This window comes from Neorhizobium tomejilense (assembly GCF_964254135.1).
GTDB classification, from domain to species: domain Bacteria; phylum Pseudomonadota; class Alphaproteobacteria; order Rhizobiales; family Rhizobiaceae; genus Neorhizobium; species Neorhizobium tomejilense.
In genome coordinates this window covers 1,326,423-1,343,897 of record NZ_CAXUSO020000002.1, presented here as the reverse complement: position 1 = coordinate 1,343,897, position 17,475 = coordinate 1,326,423, and the positions used below count along the sequence as shown (strand labels likewise).

Annotated in this window: 16 protein-coding genes and 1 pseudogene; 8 read left to right on the top strand and 9 right to left on the bottom strand. The window is 57.0% G+C overall.

What is annotated here, in order from left to right; all coding sequences use genetic code 11:
• Positions 1-311: 311 nt before the first annotated feature.
• A complete protein-coding gene (locus ACSQ3G_RS29085) occupies positions 312-680 on the bottom strand; it encodes a DUF488 domain-containing protein (protein ID WP_105439294.1) in 369 nt (122 codons plus the stop codon).
• Between the two features lie 136 nt (positions 681-816).
• Between ACSQ3G_RS29085 and fsa the strand changes: the two genes are divergently transcribed.
• Entirely contained in the window at positions 817-1,473 is a 657-nt protein-coding gene (gene fsa / locus ACSQ3G_RS29080) for a fructose-6-phosphate aldolase (protein ID WP_436112760.1), read from the top strand.
• Between the two features lie 227 nt (positions 1,474-1,700).
• Positions 1,701-4,202: an NAD-dependent epimerase/dehydratase family protein gene (locus tag ACSQ3G_RS29075; protein ID WP_436112759.1), complete on the top strand. Its 2,502-nt coding sequence runs from the start codon at positions 1,701-1,703 to the stop codon at positions 4,200-4,202.
• Positions 4,203-4,340: 138 nt separating this feature from the next.
• On the opposite strand, the gene ACSQ3G_RS29070 is transcribed toward ACSQ3G_RS29075, so the two are convergent.
• Positions 4,341-4,640 carry a helix-turn-helix domain-containing protein gene (locus tag ACSQ3G_RS29070; RefSeq protein WP_436112758.1) on the bottom strand — a complete coding sequence of 100 codons (300 nt, stop codon included), beginning with the start codon at positions 4,638-4,640 and terminating at the stop codon, positions 4,341-4,343.
• A gap of 199 nt (positions 4,641-4,839) precedes the next feature.
• Entirely contained in the window at positions 4,840-5,421 is a 582-nt protein-coding gene (locus ACSQ3G_RS29065) for a PTS sugar transporter subunit IIA (RefSeq protein ID WP_436112757.1), read from the bottom strand.
• A gap of 485 nt (positions 5,422-5,906) precedes the next feature.
• Here ACSQ3G_RS29065 and ACSQ3G_RS29060 point away from each other — a divergent pair, with 485 nt between their 5' ends.
• The 3 genes from ACSQ3G_RS29060 (at position 5,907) to ACSQ3G_RS29050 (ending at position 7,746) form a co-directional block, all read left to right on the top strand.
• Positions 5,907-6,320 carry a DUF5602 domain-containing protein gene (locus ACSQ3G_RS29060; protein WP_436112756.1) on the top strand — a complete coding sequence of 138 codons (414 nt, stop codon included), beginning with the start codon at positions 5,907-5,909 and terminating at the stop codon, positions 6,318-6,320.
• Positions 6,317-6,844 carry a plastocyanin/azurin family copper-binding protein gene (locus ACSQ3G_RS29055; protein WP_436112755.1) on the top strand — a complete coding sequence of 176 codons (528 nt, stop codon included), beginning with the start codon at positions 6,317-6,319 and terminating at the stop codon, positions 6,842-6,844. Before ACSQ3G_RS29060 ends, ACSQ3G_RS29055 begins: the two co-directional genes overlap by 4 nt.
• A gap of 110 nt (positions 6,845-6,954) precedes the next feature.
• The gene (locus ACSQ3G_RS29050) at positions 6,955-7,746 is read left to right on the top strand and encodes a two-component system sensor histidine kinase NtrB (protein WP_436112754.1); all 792 of its coding nucleotides are present in this window, start codon (positions 6,955-6,957) and stop codon (positions 7,744-7,746) included.
• A gap of 8 nt (positions 7,747-7,754) precedes the next feature.
• On the opposite strand, the gene ACSQ3G_RS29045 is transcribed toward ACSQ3G_RS29050, so the two are convergent.
• Positions 7,755-8,606, bottom strand: a complete 852-nt coding sequence (locus tag ACSQ3G_RS29045) for a LysR family transcriptional regulator (RefSeq protein ID WP_436112753.1) — start codon at positions 8,604-8,606, stop codon at positions 7,755-7,757.
• A 429-nt stretch (positions 8,607-9,035) separates the two neighbouring features.
• Here ACSQ3G_RS29045 and ACSQ3G_RS29040 point away from each other — a divergent pair, with 429 nt between their 5' ends.
• Positions 9,036-9,740: a CBS domain-containing protein gene (locus ACSQ3G_RS29040; protein WP_436112752.1), complete on the top strand. Its 705-nt coding sequence runs from the start codon at positions 9,036-9,038 to the stop codon at positions 9,738-9,740.
• Between the two features lie 876 nt (positions 9,741-10,616).
• Positions 10,617-11,528, top strand: a complete 912-nt coding sequence (locus ACSQ3G_RS29035; RefSeq protein ID WP_436112751.1) for a universal stress protein — start codon at positions 10,617-10,619, stop codon at positions 11,526-11,528.
• A 305-nt stretch (positions 11,529-11,833) separates the two neighbouring features.
• On the opposite strand, the gene ACSQ3G_RS29030 is transcribed toward ACSQ3G_RS29035, so the two are convergent.
• From ACSQ3G_RS29030 to rnk, 5 genes are all read right to left on the bottom strand, one after another.
• Positions 11,834-12,310, bottom strand: coding sequence for a Na+/H+ antiporter subunit E (locus ACSQ3G_RS29030; protein ID WP_436112750.1), 477 nt, complete (start codon positions 12,308-12,310; stop codon positions 11,834-11,836).
• 84 nt (positions 12,311-12,394) lie between these two features.
• Positions 12,395-13,204: a pseudouridine synthase gene (locus tag ACSQ3G_RS29025; RefSeq protein WP_436112749.1), complete on the bottom strand. Its 810-nt coding sequence runs from the start codon at positions 13,202-13,204 to the stop codon at positions 12,395-12,397.
• Positions 13,205-13,246: 42 nt separating this feature from the next.
• Positions 13,247-14,140: a DMT family transporter gene (locus ACSQ3G_RS29020; protein ID WP_436112748.1), complete on the bottom strand. Its 894-nt coding sequence runs from the start codon at positions 14,138-14,140 to the stop codon at positions 13,247-13,249.
• Between the two features lie 23 nt (positions 14,141-14,163).
• A complete protein-coding gene (locus ACSQ3G_RS29015; RefSeq protein ID WP_436113226.1) occupies positions 14,164-14,511 on the bottom strand; it encodes a helix-turn-helix transcriptional regulator in 348 nt (115 codons plus the stop codon).
• Positions 14,512-15,093: 582 nt separating this feature from the next.
• Positions 15,094-15,513, bottom strand: coding sequence for a nucleoside diphosphate kinase regulator (rnk, locus tag ACSQ3G_RS29010; protein ID WP_436112747.1), 420 nt, complete (start codon positions 15,511-15,513; stop codon positions 15,094-15,096).
• Between the two features lie 370 nt (positions 15,514-15,883).
• Here rnk and gdhA point away from each other — a divergent pair.
• A pseudogene (gene gdhA / locus ACSQ3G_RS29005) lies at positions 15,884-17,229 on the top strand (NADP-specific glutamate dehydrogenase).
• Positions 17,230-17,475: the final 246 nt, after the last annotated feature.

The window sequence follows — 17,475 nt, the reverse complement described above, 5'->3', positions numbered from 1 at the left end:
GCCGGAACCGGATACCTCAACGTCCGCCGGAGAGGTCCTTGGCATTGGTGTCACGCAGCATGTTAGGGCCCAGGATGGGCAACGTCCAACAACTAGCGTCGGAGCCAAGCCGAGTGGACCGAGCCACAACTCTTTAAACCATAAAAGCTGCCTTTATTGCGCTATTAAATTCGTTTGTCTGCTGAAGGCCAAATGATAAGCTTCAATGCATGCCATTGAGCAAGGTGAGTGACGCTTGCGCAAAATGCCCCGGCCCGATCTGAGGCCCCATCAAAACTTTGACCGACATGGAAAAACGTAACATAGTTTCTCTATCGATCTTCCCGCAGCATCTCTCTGAGGATCACGGCGTTGTTGTGTGTCTCGTCCTGAGCCGAGTAAACGAGCGTGACTGTGCCCTTCGCCATCATGCCGCGCAACCGGTCGAGAGCGTCGCGATGCTCTTGGATTTCCGCCCCATACCGACGGCGGAATTCAGTCCAGCGCGCTGGGTCATGCCCGAACCACTTCCGAAGGTCGGTACTTGGCGCGAGCTCCTTGAGCCAATGATCGATTGCCGCGTCAGATTTTTTGATCCCGCGCGGCCAGAGTCGGTCAACCAACACGCGGATGCCGTCATCCTCGGTGGGGATCTCGTATGCCCGTTTCAATTTTACTCTGTCGGAGAGTTGTTTCGCCATCGGCGTCGATCCTCCCTGCACTTCGTTTCACGGGTTCAGGATGTGGATCAACCGAGATCAAGATCAGCCCCCGAAACAGGTTAAACAATTCTACCGATATATATATACGCCGGTACGCACGTTGAGGAGAATGAAAATGAGGTTTTTTATCGACACAGCCGACACCACTGAAATCGCGGAACTTGCCGCCGCAGGCCTTGTCGACGGAGTGACTACAAATCCTTCGCTGATCGCAAAAACCGGTCGCCCTATCAAGGATGTGATCAAGGAAATCTGCGGAATGATCGACGGTCCGGTGTCTGCGGAAGTTACAGCGAGCCGCCTCGACGGTATGATCGCCGAGGGTGAGCGTTTAGCCGGCATTGCTAAAAACGTGGCCGTCAAGGTACCATCGACGTTCGATGGATTCAGGGCTTGTCGGGCGCTCAGCGCACAAGGGATGGCGGTCAATGTTACCCTCTGCTTTTCAGCCAACCAAGCCCTCCTCGCTGCCAAAGCGGGCGCGCGGTTCATTTCCCCATTCGTAGGAAGGCTCGATGATCTGGGGCTGGATGGCATGGAAGTTATCCGAGAGATCCGTATGATTTATGACAACGACAACTCGTTCAAAACGGAAATTCTGGCATCTTCAATTCGCACGCCCCTGCATGTCAAGCAGGCCGCAATAGCTGGAGCAGACATAGCGACCGTGCCGCCGGCTGTGCTCAGGAATCTTGCCCAGCACCCGCTAACCGAGAAGGGATTGGCGTCGTTTCTAGCCGACTGGGACAAGACAGGGCAAGCGATCCTGTGATCGTCCAACATAACGATCTGTGGGAAGCCGGTGAGACTGACAGCTGCCCCAACGTAGAGCGAGAGCGCCTGTGTCGAAGCACCGCTTGCCAAGTTCTCCCTTGCCTAGCGTGTCAAGTTGTAGGTGATGCCCATCATCACGAAGCGCTACCGCCCAGCTTTTGTCAGTTTTGAAATCGGCTTTCGCTCGGAGTTCGATTTGCCGCGAAACAAATCGAGGTTTTCCCCATGTCAACGGTTTCTACGTTTGCAGACATAGTCTCAGATACTCGGCCCGTTATAGTCATTACCGGAGGAACTGGAAATCTCGGACGTTCAATCGCTCAGACTCTTGGCCGGGATTACCAGATCGTTGCACTCAGTCGTGTGGCACGCGATGCTGACATCCCGGTTTTTGAAGTCGACATCACATCGAATTCGTCCGTCGAACTCGCACTTCGTAAATTCCACGATGCGTTCGGCGAGCGTATTGCTAGCGTCATCCATCTCATGGCTTTCTTTGACTTTTCGGGCAAGGAAGATCCGCGTTACCATTCTGTCAATGTGGAGGGCACTCGTCGCCTACTACGGTCATTGCAACGATTCGAGGTTCGGCAGTTCATCTATGCAAGCACCATGCTCGTGCATGCTCCGTGCAGCCCCGGAGAGCGTATCGACGAGCACCAGCCGCTTGATCCGCGCTGGGCATATCCGAAATCAAAAGCTGAGGCCGAAGAAGTGGTCCGCGCTGAGCACGGGAATATCCCATACGTCATTCTGCGGCTAGCCGGTGTTTACGATGAGCGCACGATGGTGCCGACGATGGCCCATCAGATTGCACGAATTTACGAGCGAGAATTTCAGAGTTACTTTTATTCCGGCAGCACCCTTGTTGGCCAATCAATGCTCCATCGCGAAGATATGGTCGACGCCTTCCGGCGCGCCGTCGAGCGTCGCGCAGAGTTGCCGGTGGAAACTGAGATCCTGATTGGGGAGCCAGATGCGATTGGGTACGATGCTCTCCAGGACAAACTTGGCTATCAGCTTCATGGCAAACACGATTGGCCAACACTACGCTTGCCAAAGTTCTTAGCCGCCGCGGGCGCGTGGATGCAAGGTAGGCTGGAGCCACTGATACCGGATGTCATCGATCAGGGTGAGGAACCATTCATCAAGCCGTTCATGGCTGGCATGGCCGATGACCACTACGCGCTCGACATACGGCGCGCGCGCCACCTGCTTGGCTGGGAGCCGCGACATCGGTTGATTGACGAACTTCCCGGGCTCATCGCCACGCTCAAGGCCGACCCTGCAGGCTGGTATGATGCCAATCGGATTACACCGCCAGCATGGTTCGATGAGGCGGCGGGTGCCGGAAAGAACGCGGAGATATTGAGAGCAAAGCGCAACGCGCAGATCAAGGCCGAGCACGCCGCCAACCTCTGGGCGCATTTCGTCAATATCGGCCTCGGCACCTGGCTTCTCACGCAGCCGGCGCTGATAGACGTTTCCGAGCCGCTTCTGCGTAGAAGCGAAATGGCGCTCGGCGTCGCGCTCATCGTCTGCGCTGTGCTGGCGTTGTCTTGGCGCGCGATGTGGGCGCGCTGGCTCTGCGCCGGCATCGGCGCCGTGGTCATGGCTGTACCGTTCCTGTTTTCGACGGCGAACGCCACAGCATATCTCTCCGACACGCTCGTCGGGGCCATGATCTTCGGGTTTGCGGTCTGCACCAGACCCGAGCCCGGTCCTTCGGCGGTGGCGGCGCTGACCGGTCCTGGCGTTCCCCCCGGGTGGAGCTACAACCCGTCCGCCTGGACCCAGCGGCTGCCCATTATCCTGCTGGCCCTGATTGGCCTCTATGTTTCGCGATACCTCGCCGGTTACCAGCTTGGCCATATTTCGGAGGTATGGGACCCATTTTTTGCTGGCTCGACCTCTGATCCACAAAACGGCACCGAGGAGATTATCACTTCCTCGGTTTCGAAAGCCTGGCCGGTCTCCGACGCAGCCGTCGGCGGTTACGTTTATCTGCTCGAGATTCTGACTGGCATCGTCGGCTCCCGCACGCGCTGGCGTACGATGCCGTGGCTGGTCGTGCTGTTCGGCCTGATGATCGCACCGCTCGGTATCACTTCGATCGTGTTCATTATCATTCAGCCGATTGTCATCGGCACGTGGAGCACCATCGCGCTGATCGGCGCGGCGGCAGTCCTTGTGCAGATTCCATATTCGCTCGATGAACTGCTGGCGACGCTGCAATTCATGCGTCGCCGGATCAAAGCAGGACGGAACTGGCTGCGCGTGCTCCTCTTTGGCGACACCGACGAGGTGCCGGAGTGCGGAGCGGATCAACCCTTACAGGACGAGTTCGACCGCTCCCCGGGTGCCGTGCTGAAGAGTATGATGAGCGGCGGTGTCAGCCTCCCGTGGAATCTGGCTCTCTCCGCCCTCATTGGCCTGTTCGTGATGTTCACCCGACTGACGCTCGGAGCCGAAGGCGGCATAGCCACTGCGGATCATGTGATCGGCGCGCTTGTTCTCACCGTAATTTCGATCTCCGCCGCGGAGGTTGCTCGACCGGCTCGGTACCTGACTGTGCTTCTAGGGGGAGCCCTAGTCATCATTCCGTTCATTTACGATGCCAGCCTGATTGGGACGGTTGCAAGGATTGCTGTCGGGTCAGCTTTGGTTCTACTCAGCTTTCACCGCGGTCAAATTAAGGAGCGCTACGGCACCTGGAATCCTGGTTGAGCATGCCCTTGCCCAAATCTAGTTGCGCAGCGAGCAGGCCCACGGGATCGCCGCAAAGTTTGTTGTAATGGAGTGGAATGCCGCCGACTTGCCGCCAGACAAATCATCCTCGATAGTCATTCGAGGCTGAGCGCGCACTTACGGCACCCGGTCAGGTGCAACTATTCCGCCTTCATTTTCCAGTATTGCGATGCGTCTAGCGTCAGATTTCGAAAATTTCAGACGCACACCGATGCCGCGACCGTTGTCAGGAATGAAGACCGCGCCGGCCTCTTCCAACGCCGATTGCAAGGCCGACACTTCATCATCAGTTGGTTCCGAGAGTTTAGCCTCAAAATGCAAGATGCTTTCCATGCTAACACCTGCAGATAGTGCAAGGCGTTCGCACGAGAATTCGACAAGTGCTCTTGCTGCCCGACATTGCGAACCGTTGATCATAACTCACCTTCCTCTCTAATTACGAACGCTGCAACGGCTCGGGATATCGGCGTCCTTAGGTAAAACATGTTCTACTCCGATCCTGTGCGCGTACAGTTCCGGCCCCGAGACGTCGGCTAGCACATGCGTGCGTTCTGCTCGAGCAACAGACCACCGAACCCTCCAGAAGGCAATCTGTCGCTGTAAGGTTGTTAGTCGCTCACGATCCGTTATAGCAATGACGTTTGGCAGTGTACCCGGATCTTCGATGTATCTCTTCATGTCCTGCCGAATCCTTTCGTTCACCGGACCGACACGTAAGTGGGGTTTGCTCTGAGACGGGCCAGTAGATCGCTCGCGGATCGCCATCTAGTATCGCTATCACCTCGTCGGCGGATCGTGCCACTCGAAGCCCCTCGCGGATCCGCGAAGCCCGAAGCAGCCGGCACAATTGCGCGAGCGCTGGAAGGAAGGCGACAGCGGCGGAGCGAGGCCAAAGCAAGGTGAAAATAAGGTCGACAGCATGGCCGTCGGCGCTCCCGAAATCAATAGGAACGGCTAATCGCGTGAACGACGCGACAGGATCCGAGATCGGCTCGAGCAGCGCATGTGGGATGGCGATACCTCGCCCAATACCGGTTGTTCTGCCACTTTCGCGCTCCCAAAGGCCGCGAAGAACAACATGGTCGTCAACCTCGGCACTCTTCGCGATATTCAACGCAATTTTGCGCAGTGCCGAGTGCTTTCCGTTCGCCACGAGGTCAAGGGTAACGACATTCGCTGACAAGTTTCTGAAAATCATCGTGGTCGCCTCTAAGCAAGGCCGCACAAATGCAAACGAAGCGCGTTTTGCACTCATCTGCAGCGGAGTTACACTAGATTGAGATGCTAATGGCCCCGGACGCGACGCAAGCGAATCGCGCCGGGGCTAGAGGCGTGCTTTCAGGCGTCGTGGCTCTCGCATACGTAAAATGATAGTCATGGGTCCGAAGATGGGAGTTTATTTTCACAAATCAAGACAGCCGGAAGGACAGAGGCGAGTAGTGTGAGTTTGGAATCGCCGCGTTGTCTAAATCTTATTAGCCGGTGATTCGACCAAAAATAGGTAATGCGGCTTCGTTAAAAACATGCAACCGCAACGATAGTGCATAAATACTGCAGTTAAACTCCATCCATTTTTATTGGACTAATATAAACGATAGGTTTTTGAATAGCGGCAGACGACGGACCGTGCCGCGGTTGGCTGCCGAATATTACCCGACGCGAATCAATGTAGAAAGATTTCCCATGAAAATGCTGCTCCTCATACCTCTTCTGACAGGCTTCACCTCGGTTGGTGCCATAGCCGCGGATGGCTTTAGAAAATCGCCACCGGCCGCACCCTATCAACAGGTTAGCAAATTGGTGAAGTTGCCCGACTTTTTGCCTGGGATGGGCCAACTCTTCGTCGATCCGACGACACTGCCAGCCGGTCCGTTCCTTGCCTATGATCATGACGGAAAGCTTGTCAGCACGATCTATATGTTGCCGATGAGGGATCTCAATCCGGACAAGTCATTCGATAACCTTGCCGCGCCCGGCGGCAATGTCGACCATGTGGACGTCCACTACAACGCTGGCCATCCGGGAGTGGAAGAGCCGCATGTCCATGTGGTGCTGTGGCATGTCGCAGCGGACGGCGAAGCTGGTGTCGCCAAATGACGGTCGCGCGACGTGAATTGCTGTGTTTGGGTGGTGGGCTTTTCGCCACCCTTTCCATGTCCCAACAGATTTCGCGGGCCGAAGAGGTGGTGGAGATCAGGATGCAGGGGCGGGCAGATGGCTCGCATGTCTGGTTCGACCCGATCGGTGTTTTGATCATGCCCGGCCAGATGATCCGCTGGATCAACCAGAACCCCGGAAATTCGCATACAACCACCGCCTATCATCCAGTAAACTTCGGTAGGCCGCTTCGCATTCCCGAAGCCGCAAAGTCCTGGAATTCAGACTATCTCCTACCAGACGAGAGCTTCTCCGTCACCTTCACCGAGCAAGGGGTGTATGACTACTATTGCGTTCCCCATGAGCACGCCGGAATGGTCGGCCGCATTGTCGTCGGCCAACCAGAAGCACCTGCTGGCTGGATGGAGTCGCTGGCTGTGAGCAGCGACCTCCCCGACGAGGCCCTCAAGGCGTTTCCGATGGTTGAAGAGATTGTTGCGAAGCGGATTGTCCGTCGCTTGTAAAGAGCCGAAGCGACAGGTTCGGCAATAGCCGACCAAGCCAATAGATGAGGACAGCGCAGACGGCAAATGATGCCTCGTGACGGCATCTGTGAACAGAGGGATGGGGCAACGTGACAGACAATACGGCGTTTCCGAAAGAAGGCTCGCTGCCATCGCAGGAAAAACGCAGGGGTCGCCCCCGGGCGGTCCAACAGCGCGAGCGCGGAATGTATCGACTATCGACCTTGGGCGAGATGACTGGCGGTATTGTCCACGACTTCAGGAACCTCCTGACGATCATCGAATCCGGCTTGAGGCTCGCCGAAATTAAAGCGGACCACCCCGAAAGCGTTCGCAACTATATTGCAGCGGCGCGGGAAGGCGTCAATCGAGGTGTCGAGCTTACGTCGCAGTTGCTCACATTCGCGAACTATGAGGAACTCCACCTCAAAGCACGGAACTTGAATGAGCTCATCAATTCTTTCAAGCCTATTCTTAACTATGGGAGGGGAACAAACATTCGTGTCCGGTTCGCGCTAGGGGCGGACGTGCCGGACTGTCTGGCCGATCCGTCGTTGTTCGCCGCGGCCCTACTCAATCTGATGCTCAACGCGCGGGATTCCATGCCGAGCGGCGGGGAAATCTCAGTCACGACGGAACGTTTTGTCCAAACCAACATTGCGATCAACGAGCCGCCGCCGGGGGCCTATGCGCGCCTTCGGGTCAAGGACCAAGGCTGTGGGATAGAGCCGGATCTATTGCTGAAGGTGATGGATCCCTTCTTTACGACTAAGGGTGAAAATGGCACCGGGATGGGGTTAGCTCAAGTCCATGCGACTATGCAATTGGTTGGCGGCCATTTACGTATAGGCAGTGAGCCAGGATTGGGAACTGAGGTCGATCTCCTTTTTCCATCGCTCTGAGCCGCCACTTAAGCCGGTATGTTGCCCCCAGCGATGGCGTGCAATCCAGTCAAGGCAGCGCCTACGACGCTCTCGTCTGCGTTTGCAGATCTCACTGCGTAAACTGGATACGAGTACTGCGGCATTTCGGGTACCAGGTGAAGCTGACCCGCCGCTATATGCGGCTCAACCGCACTCATCCTGAAATACCCGGATCCGCCGCTCGCCAAAACATAACTAAGGGCCAATGGGCCAAGATCGAATGAAAGATTTGGGGTGACATCGGGGAAGCTCATGTCATGTTGCAGCACGAAATCTGGTCCCCAATCAATGTGAACGTAATTCGCCTCCTCAAGGCGCTCCACCCCAACATTTGTCGTCACAAGCACGAGTTTTTCTTCCACGAGGAGGTCGATTTGCAGGCCTGGGCGATGCTGTGGCGCATACATGATCGCCACATCCACTATCCCTGAAGCGACCTGAGTGATCAGGTCTTGGGGCACATCGACGTGTACACGAAGTGCGATATCGGGGAGGTTCTGACGGATCCATCGGACCCAATTCAGCAAGAGCGGTTGCGCAAGCGTGACTTCGCTGCCTATCGTTAACACCGCCCGGTGGCCTGCCGGCACCGCGACCTGTTGACGAGTGCGCTGCCACAACTGGACGAACGCCGGTGCGTGGCGCAGAAACTGCTCTCCAGCCGGGGTGAGCGACGCGCCAGACTTATTTCGAACGAAAAGCGGCCGACCGAGCAATTGTTCCAAGTTGCGAATTCTAGCGCTGACTGTGGTTTGAGCTACGTTCAAACGTTCTGCAGCACGAACAAAGCTACCCGTTGAAACTATCTCCAAAAATGTGCGGGCAAGTTCTATATCCATCGAAGCATAGCACGAAACTTGGGCTCCATTGTCAATCAACTTCGCTTGTCAAAACCTATAGGTGGTCTTGGTGAAACGAGGTTTGGATTCAGCCACCGTCCTACGGTGCCTGCCGCTTATCTGCGGCGGGGATCGCGCTGTCGCAGCCCACTTCAGGAACATATGCGCTCAGATCTCCACCAGTGGAGAGTAAATGGGAGGAAACGCCCGCGCGGGAACCATTCCTCGGAGACGAGAAATTCATTGTGGATGCGCACCGGCCTTCTCACCGGAGCGAGCGCCAATTCTCCGGTAATCGCACAGGCGGGCGGAATGATTGGGAAGAGCACGTGCCATTGCGCAGAAAGATTGCTTGATTGCTGCGCATAAATTCGTTTGTCACGGCGGATGAGCCGGACGATGATGCCTTGACATTAAAGGAACGCGACGATGTTGACTGCTCAAGAAATCATGACGTCTGAAGTCATAACGGCACACAATGCAGATACGGTGGGGCACGTAGCCAAGGTCTTGGTATCCAGAAATGTTAGCGCCCTTCCTGTCGTCGACGATGCCGGCATGCTGGTAGGGATCGTGAGTGAAGCAGATCTACTGCACCGCGCGGAAATCGGGACTGAAGTCAGACCACGCTCTTGGTGGCTCAAGCTTTTCAAAGAGAACGCCTCCCTCGCCGTGGACTACACCACCTCTCATTCGGTCCATGTCGCCGACGTAATGACGACCAAGGTCATCACCGTGGCTAAGACCGCGCCAATTTCTCAAATTGCTGATCTCCTCGATCAAAACAAGATAAAAAGGATACCGGTCGTGTGCGACGGACGGGTGATAGGGACGGTTGGCCGGTCGGACATAGTCCGCGCTGTTGCTCGCGCAAATGCGGCTGAAGGCCCGCAATTGCAACGGCCTGACGACGCGCAAATCAAAGCCACCATATTAGAAGTGTGGCGCAGCCAAAAATGGGCCTCGTTCAGAGCATCGCTTGTGGAGGTGTCTGACGGCGTCGTCACGCTCTCGGGGGACTTCGGGTCCGCAGAAGAGCGCAAAGCCACCCAAATCCTTGTTGAAAATGTTCCGGGCGTTCGGGAGGTACTTGATCATCGTATTCGGCTCGATCTCGCTTATCCCGCTGTGTGATCTGAACCGAATGTTGCTGAGGCAGGAGCTTACTTTCGGGCCGCCGAGAACGTCCACATCCTTGACGGGGACAAGCTTCCGCAAAACTGCTGCCTGGAGCGCCGCTGACCGGTCGCTCCGATGGTGTCTTGGAGGAGGATCTTGTAGCGTTCGACGCTCTTCCAAAATCAGAGTTCCGTCTGTCCAATCCCTTCATCTTAGGAACATGAAACCGCACGGCTACGTCTTCAATTTCGTTCGTCTCAATCGCAGGATCCTCATGCTCCTGGCGCTTAGCGGAATCGTGCCATTGTGGGATGCCGTTCATCAATAGATCTACTTCCACCGCCGGTTCGGCCGGCCGTCTGCCTTCTTCTCGTCATTCGTGCCGCTGCTGTTGCTGTCAGCACTTAGGCACTTTCGCATGGGCCGACTTACGACAAGCATCTTCAGCTTCCGCTGGCCACGCTCGGCCTGCCTTTGCCGGGCTGGCGCCAGGCAGTAAACTGGCCCGATAATATTATACAAGTGGGAGATGCGTCAGTATTTTCCGGGATCGGTGCGCTATTTCTCCAGAACTCGCCGGTCAACTTGACATCCCAGCCGGCAGAGACGAAGATCTGTTGCTATGAAACACGGTAATCCATTTCCCAACTCTTCATATTGGATCTGCTCTCTCGCAGAGTAGCTGACCCGGACCCGGGTTTGTCGCTCCGGGTTCTGGAAGTAATCAACACCGCTATGCTGTTGTAGGCGACTTTCTTCTGAAATTGTAACTGTACCGTAACATTCCGTCGTACTGCGGTCCCGAAGTCTCAAGCCACGTTACCGGCTCTGGCCTGGATAGTCGTGTTGGGCCCCGCGGCGGTGGCGTGTTCCGGATCTAGGAATGGAAAAATGCTGAAGAGTTCATATAATCCGCCGAACATGGCCGTCGCCCATCGAACGCCAAGCCATATCGTTCTTGCAACCGACTTCACGGCGCGTTGCGACCGCGCTCAGGATAGAGCGGTACAACTTGCCCTGGAATGGAATGCAAGCCTTACGGCAATTCATGTGATCGAAAGTGCCGGTTTTGCTGCACTTCCATCGATAAAATTAGGCCAGCGGGCCGCCGCGCAACGGCACGCCGAAAGCCTTCGGGAAGAATTCGCAGGGGTCGTGGGCCTCCGCGGGTCCGTCTATGTCGAAACGGGCTCTCCCGACGCGGTCGTCCAGTCTCTGGCGGCGAGAGAGCGGGCCGATCTGATTGTCACCGGCCTGGCACGGAACATGGCGCCTGCCGCGCTGGTGATGGGCAGTACAATAGATGCATTAAGCCGCACGTCATCCGTACCGGTGCTCGTTGTAAAGAAGCGGGTTGTAGATACCCGCGCAAGAACCTTGGTGGCTAGCGACCTGAGCGAGGCATCAAGAGCGGCCCTGCTCGTCGCGTCAGGTTGGTTTCCCGATTCCGATCACGGACTTTTCCACGCATTCGATCCGCCGTATCGCATGCTTGTGGACGACAAGGCGGAGTATGTACGCCGATCCAAGTCCTTTGCGGTCGATGAATGCCGCAGGTTTATCGTGGACACGGCCGGAGCACGTGCGAAGGATGACTTCAAGGTCACGGTGCGATTTGGCGACGCAGTCAATACACTTTGCCCTCTGGTAGACATTGGTGGTGTGGATCTTGTCATCGCTGGAACGCATGGACGCACGGGCGTGATGAACCTCCTCCTTGGAAGCGTGGCGTCTCGTATCGTGAAGGAGGTCCAGAGCGATGTCCTAATTGTTCCAGCTAGGTTTCAAAACGGCGTCTCGTAAACACCATTGAGAACCAAAATGCCTCGGCCAAGCCTTGCCGCTTCAGGTCCACGTTGCGGATGCCTGTTTACCTGCCCGGCTCTCTGGCCTCTTTCATCCGACTCCGACGCACTGTCGCTCAACAGAAAAAATCTGTCGAGGGCATGACTGTGATTAAGACTCAGAGCACCGCTCGTGAGCCATCAGTCTATCGGTCGATGATCCGACCTGTGAGCGTCGGCAAGAGAACGCGTACCGATCGTTCGCCATGGTGATCGAGAGCATCAATCGGGCGACGCCGGCACCGGTGTTGACGATAGTTACGCTCATGAGAAAATCTCTAGCAGTAGCTTTTCATAGCGGTTCTTCAGAAGGTCGCACCACTCGTCCTCGTCCACGAGATCCAGTACGTGAATGAGGACCGAGCTGTTGCTCGAGTCATATTCAAGCCAAGCTGAGCCTGGCGTACCCGTGACGATGATGGCCAGAATCGCAAGCGCAGTGGGATCCCTCAGTTCGAGCGGAATATTGATGAATGCAGACCGATGCCCCTGCGGCCGACCACGCAGAATGACGACGCAGACGGCGATGTTGGAGCGGATGATATCGACCAACACGATGCCAAACAGTTTTGGGAGGAGATACCATTTGCGCAGCTTCGGCTTGTCGGGTCGCAGGGCGGCCATTGCCCAGCTTGAGGCTACCGCAACGAAGCCGCCCAACACCACGTGACCGAGCGTGAAGCCATTGAGCAGGAGCCACATCACGAGCAGGGCAAACGTTAGTAACGGATATGGCAACATGTCACTCTCCTGCGAATCCAACCGAAACTATACAGCGCGGACTAAGAATGGCGCCTGGCGAGGAGCCCCTCCATTTCAAGGCGACTACACGGCCGACGGACCTTCATTTTCCTCTGTTGCATAATCTCGGGCAGCAAGGACGGGCAGTCCAACACGACGCCGCAGGGTTTCGATTTCGCTGTCCTTGAGACAACGATACTCGCCCTTTTTTAGAGAACCTAGGCTCAAAGTATCGATACCGACTCTCACGAGCCTCTGACACTCGAAACCGAGAGCCTCCACCATCCTTCGGATCTGCCGATTGCGTCCCTCACGCAGCTCCACTTCGAGCCACACGTTCTTTTCCGCTGACCTGAGGATGCGCGCGGACGATGCGGTCAGGCTTTCTCCGCGATCCGCGATGCCGGCTACCATCTGGCCCATATCGGTCTCGGTCGGCTTCCCCGAGAGCCGGACATGGTAAATTTTCCTGACGTTCGTTTCCGGGTCGAGAAGACGCTGTGCGAGCACAGTGTCATTGGTGAATAGAAGCAGCCCTTCACTCGCCTTGTCCAGGCGGCCGACAGGGGAGATATGTGAAGTATTCAGGGCCCTGAGGCAGCTAAACACCGTATCTCGGCCGCCGGGGTCGTCCCGAGTGGTTATCAGGCCGCGGGGCTTGTTTAGGACTACGTAGGATTTCGCTGCCCTGCGCACCGACGCGTCATCGACTGCGAGCACGTCGAGATCAACGTCGACCCAGATGCGGCAGTCTCTCGCTCTGGTACCATTTATCCTAACCCGGCCCTCGTTGATCAAGGCTTCGGCCTGCGTCCGCGAGCAGTAGCCGAGTTTTGACATCGCCCGGGAGAGCGTGACCCGTCTGCCGCTTGGTGTGCCGTTATGCTTTTTCATCTTTGGATCACACGCCAAAAAAAGGAGATTGAATAGAACGCGTTAGCGGGAGCGAGCCCGCTCAGCGAGAACGGCCCGGTAATTCGAGAGCAGGATGATCCCGCCACCAAATAGGACCCAGAGGTCGATAGCCTCACCGTAGGCGTAGTACCCGACCACCGCTGCGAAAGGGACCCTCAGGAAGTCGATCGGCATGACCACAGACGCTTCCAATCTCTTGAGCGCTTGCGCCTGGCAGTAATGCGCGCTGAGCGCACCAAGCCCCGCAACTAGCATCCAAGGGACGTCGCTGAGATGCACGTCATGCCAGTCGGTGAGAGCTGCAATCAATCCTAGTGGAGCCTGGATTAGGATCATCCAAACCACGATGGCGCCAGGAGAGCAGTCACGGGTCAACCGCTTTACGAAAATCAGCGAGAGCCCGTATCCAGCAGCGGCGATCAGGACAAGGCCGGCAGCCGGATCGACCATTGCGGTTCCCGGTCGAACAATGACGAGCACACCTATGAATCCCCCGATGGTGGCAAAAATGCGTGGAGCCGAGAGCCTCTCCTTCAACAGGATCCATGCGAAGAGCGCCACCCAGATTGGCATGGTGAATTCCAGCGCGAAGACCGAGGCCAGTGGCAGCATGACAATGCCGATCGTCCAGAAATACTGAGCACAAAAGTGCACCACATTTCGGAGGACATGAAGCTTCACAAGCTTCATTTTCCGGATCTCGGGCAACAGCATTCGTCCGACCGCCAGAATCACAATGAGGCCGACCAGTGCTCTGAAGAAGAGGACCTGTCGGATTGAGAGGGTCGCGGCCAGTTCACGCGAGCCGACGGACATTCCGATGAAGGACGCCATGCTGAACGCCATCCAGATCAGCCCCTGGCCGAAGCTTTTCCGCGCTTCAACATCCGCGGAAGGAAGGTTTGTAGAAGTCATTCTGTGGCTCCGGGTCAGGCGGATCAAGGTCGATGGACTAGAAGAGGGCTTTCAGAAGCTCTGCCTGCGACCCGGGGGGAGTCACATTCGAACTTCCAGATGCCGAAGCCTACCTCCGGAAGCTGCGTAAGTACCAACCCCTCGCGTTCGAAGGCGGCAGTGATCAGCGATGCGGTACGCCGGTGAATGACGTGCCTGCAGCTCTCGTAGTCCCGTACTGTCGTCCGGGAGATAGTCGATCGCTTCGCCAGATCTTCCTGGGTCCAATCCAGCGCGCCCCGTGCCGCGCGGCACAGTGCAGGCGAAAGAGCCGGAAGGAGCCGCGTAACGGACACGCTTTGCGTCTGACGATCGGGGCCTGCAATCTTCATCTCGTCGGGCGCAAGATGGATCTGGTCCTCAACGAAAATTCGCGATGGCGCAACAGCCGTGTTCCTATCCTCACACGGCATGTCGAAGATCCTTGGACGACCGGGGGATGGGGCCCGTAACCGGCGAAGCGGCTCCCACCGTCCGGGTTGGCGGCGGATGAGCACACCACGGACATCGCGTTGCTGCACGAGGCAGTTTTCGGTAGCAGGCATGACAGCAGTATCGGTTGCTGGCGAACGACATATCAAGCTCCTTTGCCGGTGGGGACCGGCTAACAAAACCAATGTTTACTTGGAATCGTGCGTTTGCCCCGAAACGCCCACGGTTCACGGCCGTGCGGCGCCCGGGGTGGAGCCATGTGCTTGAGATCTGCTGCTCGAAGCCGATATGATTTCTGCCCTGGTCATGTCTGATAATTGGATCCTTGAACGACGGACACAAGAGCGGGGGACATTCCGCCGCACTCGCGGGTTCCCACTGAAGTCGGCCTTCCGGCAGAAATGCGATGTCGGCGCGCAGACCTGCACAACAGTGAGCGCAGGGCACGCGTTCTGCACCTCCGGAATCGACAGGTGTGCTCGTCAGGCGGCGCTGGAAGCGACGTGAGGTTCGACGAAGGTCACCGTCAGCCTGTGAACGTGGCCGTCACGACCGTTCCAGTTGATCGACTGCCCCGGCGAGAGTCCCAGAAGGGCGACTCCGATCGGGGTCATCACACTCACCATCGATCGCTCAATGTCAGCTTCGTTTGGAAAGCAGAGCGTAACCGTCCGCGCCTGCCCATTTTCCGTCTCGTAAGAAACGGTGGAACCAATCCCGACGGCTTCCGTCGGAAAGCTATTGTCGTCCACGACCGCCGCCCGCTCAAGTTCCGCGAGCAGCTCGTCGGCTACGTCGAGATCGCGACCCGGCGCCGCCATGGCGAGCGAAATGAGGCGGGAGTGCTCGGTTTGGCGCACGATGATAGACGGCTTGGTGCCGTGAGTTGAGATCATTTCCATTTGTCATGCCTCTTCGCGCAGCCTTGGAGCCGCGCTGTCAGGGTTTAGTTAAGTGCCGTGAAGGGGAGTCGCGCAGAAAGCCAGCGAACAGGAGTATGACGATCCCAGGGTTCAGGTGCGCGACAGCAGCGAAAGACCCTGGGCTAGTGTCCTGCGATAGAACACGCCCGGCGGAGGCGACAGCAATGAAAGCGCGAAATGTTCGTCATAGTCAGTAGATCATGCCGTTCCTGAAGCGGAAGTCAAGGCCGATCCAATAGCATCAGAACTCGGCAGGTGACGTGCCAAAAAAGGGGTTCACTTACCGCGGCTGTTCCGGTGTGGCGCCCGCGCCGATCGCAATCATCGGATGTGGCTTAGGAGAAAAATCTTGAATGTCGATGAGAAGCTGGAACCAATTCTAACTGACGTTTTGCGGCGTAACGGCGGTGAACACGAGTTCCATCAAGCCGTGCGGGAAGTGCTCGAAAGCCTGGGGCGGGTGATTGCCAAACATCCCCGCTACGCCGAAAACGCTCTGATCGAGCGTATTTGCGAGCCGGAGCGACAGATAATCTTCCGCGTGCCCTGGGTGGATGATGCCGGGCAAGTGCAGATAAACCGGGGCTTCAGGGTGCAGTTCAATTCAGCGCTTGGCCCCTATAAGGGCGGCATCCGCTTCCCCCCTTCGGTAAATGTCGGGATCATCAAATTTCTCGGCTTCGAACAGACCTTCAAGAATGCGTTGACCGGAATGCCTATCGGCGGCGGCAAGGGTGGGTCCGATTTCAACCCAAGGGGCCGTTCGGACGGAGAAATCATGAGGTTCTGCCAGTCCTTCATGACCGAGCTTCACAGACACCTTGGTGAATACACCGATGTCCCCGCGGGTGATATCGGCGTGGGAGGCCGGGAAATCGGCTACATGTTCGGCCAATACAAGCGCCTCACCAACCGTTACGAAGCCGGTGTTCTGACGGGTAAGGCGCTGTTCCATGGAGGCTCGCGAGCCCGTAGAGAGGCGACTGGCTACGGAGCGACCTACTTTGTCCAGCGCATGCTTGCAACCCGAGGGCTGGAGTTCGACGGAAGGCGTGTGACAGTCTCAGGCTCTGGAAACGTCGCAATCTACACGATGGAGAAAGTCGCTGAATTTGGGGGCGCATCGTCGCATGCTCCGACTCGAACGGCTACGTGGTCGATGAAGACGGCATTGATTTCGGCCTGGTCAAGGAGATCAAAGAGATCAGGCGGGAGCGGATCTCTGAGTATGCAAAACGGAAGGGGTCACGCGTCCGCTACGTTGAAGGCGGCTCCATATGGGACATCCCTTGCGACGTGGCAATGCCATCGGCAACCCAGAATGAACTGACCGGCAAGGACGCGCGCGCCCTGGTGAAGAACGGCGTTGTGGCAGTAGGTGAGGGGGCAAACATGCCCTCCACACCAGAGGCTGTCCGTCATTTTCAGGAGGCCGGTATCATGTTCGCGCTCGGCAAGGCCACGAACGCAGGCGGAGTTGCCACCTCGGCTCTGGAAATGCAGCAGAACGCCTCCCGTGACAGCTGGACCTTCGAGCAAACCGAGGCGCGTCTCGCAACGATTATGCAAGCGATCCATGACCGTTGCGCTGTCACTGCCGACGAGTACGGTGCCCCAGGCGATTACGTGCTGGGGGCCAATATTGCAGGCTTCGTTAGGGTCGCTAAAGCAATGGATGCTCTCGGCGTGATCTGATCCCTCAAGTCAGGAACGAAAGCCATCCGCTTAGGATGCGGCGGCGTGCCGCACTTCATGCACCCGAACGGATGGCTTGACTTCCGAGCTGCCAATGGCAATCTTAGGGTCATGCTGATCAATCACGACCTACTCCCGATCGAAGTGTTGCGGGTTTGCCCTATCGCAGGATCATAACCCGGATCCGGCCCTCGTCGCCTGCCGGATCCTGGGCGAAAAGAGTCAGCACCAGCGTTCACTGACGGC

What these genes read in the sequence shown, in the direction of transcription:
- ACSQ3G_RS29035 (WP_436112751.1), top strand. Translation starts at nt 10,617, where the DNA reads ATGCTGAAGAGTTCATATAATCCGCCGAACATGGCCGTCGCCCATCGA.
- ACSQ3G_RS29075 (WP_436112759.1), top strand. Translation starts at nt 1,701, where the DNA reads ATGTCAACGGTTTCTACGTTTGCAGACATAGTCTCAGATACTCGGCCC.
- ACSQ3G_RS29025 (WP_436112749.1), bottom strand. Translation starts at nt 13,204, where the DNA reads ATGAAAAAGCATAACGGCACACCAAGCGGCAGACGGGTCACGCTCTCC.
- rnk (WP_436112747.1), bottom strand. Translation starts at nt 15,513, where the DNA reads ATGGAAATGATCTCAACTCACGGCACCAAGCCGTCTATCATCGTGCGC.
- ACSQ3G_RS29055 (WP_436112755.1), top strand. Translation starts at nt 6,317, where the DNA reads ATGACGGTCGCGCGACGTGAATTGCTGTGTTTGGGTGGTGGGCTTTTC.
- ACSQ3G_RS29085 (WP_105439294.1), bottom strand. Translation starts at nt 680, where the DNA reads ATGGCGAAACAACTCTCCGACAGAGTAAAATTGAAACGGGCATACGAG.
- ACSQ3G_RS29030 (WP_436112750.1), bottom strand. Translation starts at nt 12,310, where the DNA reads ATGTTGCCATATCCGTTACTAACGTTTGCCCTGCTCGTGATGTGGCTC.
- ACSQ3G_RS29045 (WP_436112753.1), bottom strand. Translation starts at nt 8,606, where the DNA reads ATGGATATAGAACTTGCCCGCACATTTTTGGAGATAGTTTCAACGGGT.
- ACSQ3G_RS29070 (WP_436112758.1), bottom strand. Translation starts at nt 4,640, where the DNA reads ATGATCAACGGTTCGCAATGTCGGGCAGCAAGAGCACTTGTCGAATTC.
- ACSQ3G_RS29015 (WP_436113226.1), bottom strand. Translation starts at nt 14,511, where the DNA reads ATGAAGATTGCAGGCCCCGATCGTCAGACGCAAAGCGTGTCCGTTACG.
- ACSQ3G_RS29060 (WP_436112756.1), top strand. Translation starts at nt 5,907, where the DNA reads ATGAAAATGCTGCTCCTCATACCTCTTCTGACAGGCTTCACCTCGGTT.
- ACSQ3G_RS29065 (WP_436112757.1), bottom strand. Translation starts at nt 5,421, where the DNA reads ATGATTTTCAGAAACTTGTCAGCGAATGTCGTTACCCTTGACCTCGTG.
- ACSQ3G_RS29040 (WP_436112752.1), top strand. Translation starts at nt 9,036, where the DNA reads ATGTTGACTGCTCAAGAAATCATGACGTCTGAAGTCATAACGGCACAC.
- fsa (WP_436112760.1), top strand. Translation starts at nt 817, where the DNA reads ATGAGGTTTTTTATCGACACAGCCGACACCACTGAAATCGCGGAACTT.
- ACSQ3G_RS29020 (WP_436112748.1), bottom strand. Translation starts at nt 14,140, where the DNA reads ATGACTTCTACAAACCTTCCTTCCGCGGATGTTGAAGCGCGGAAAAGC.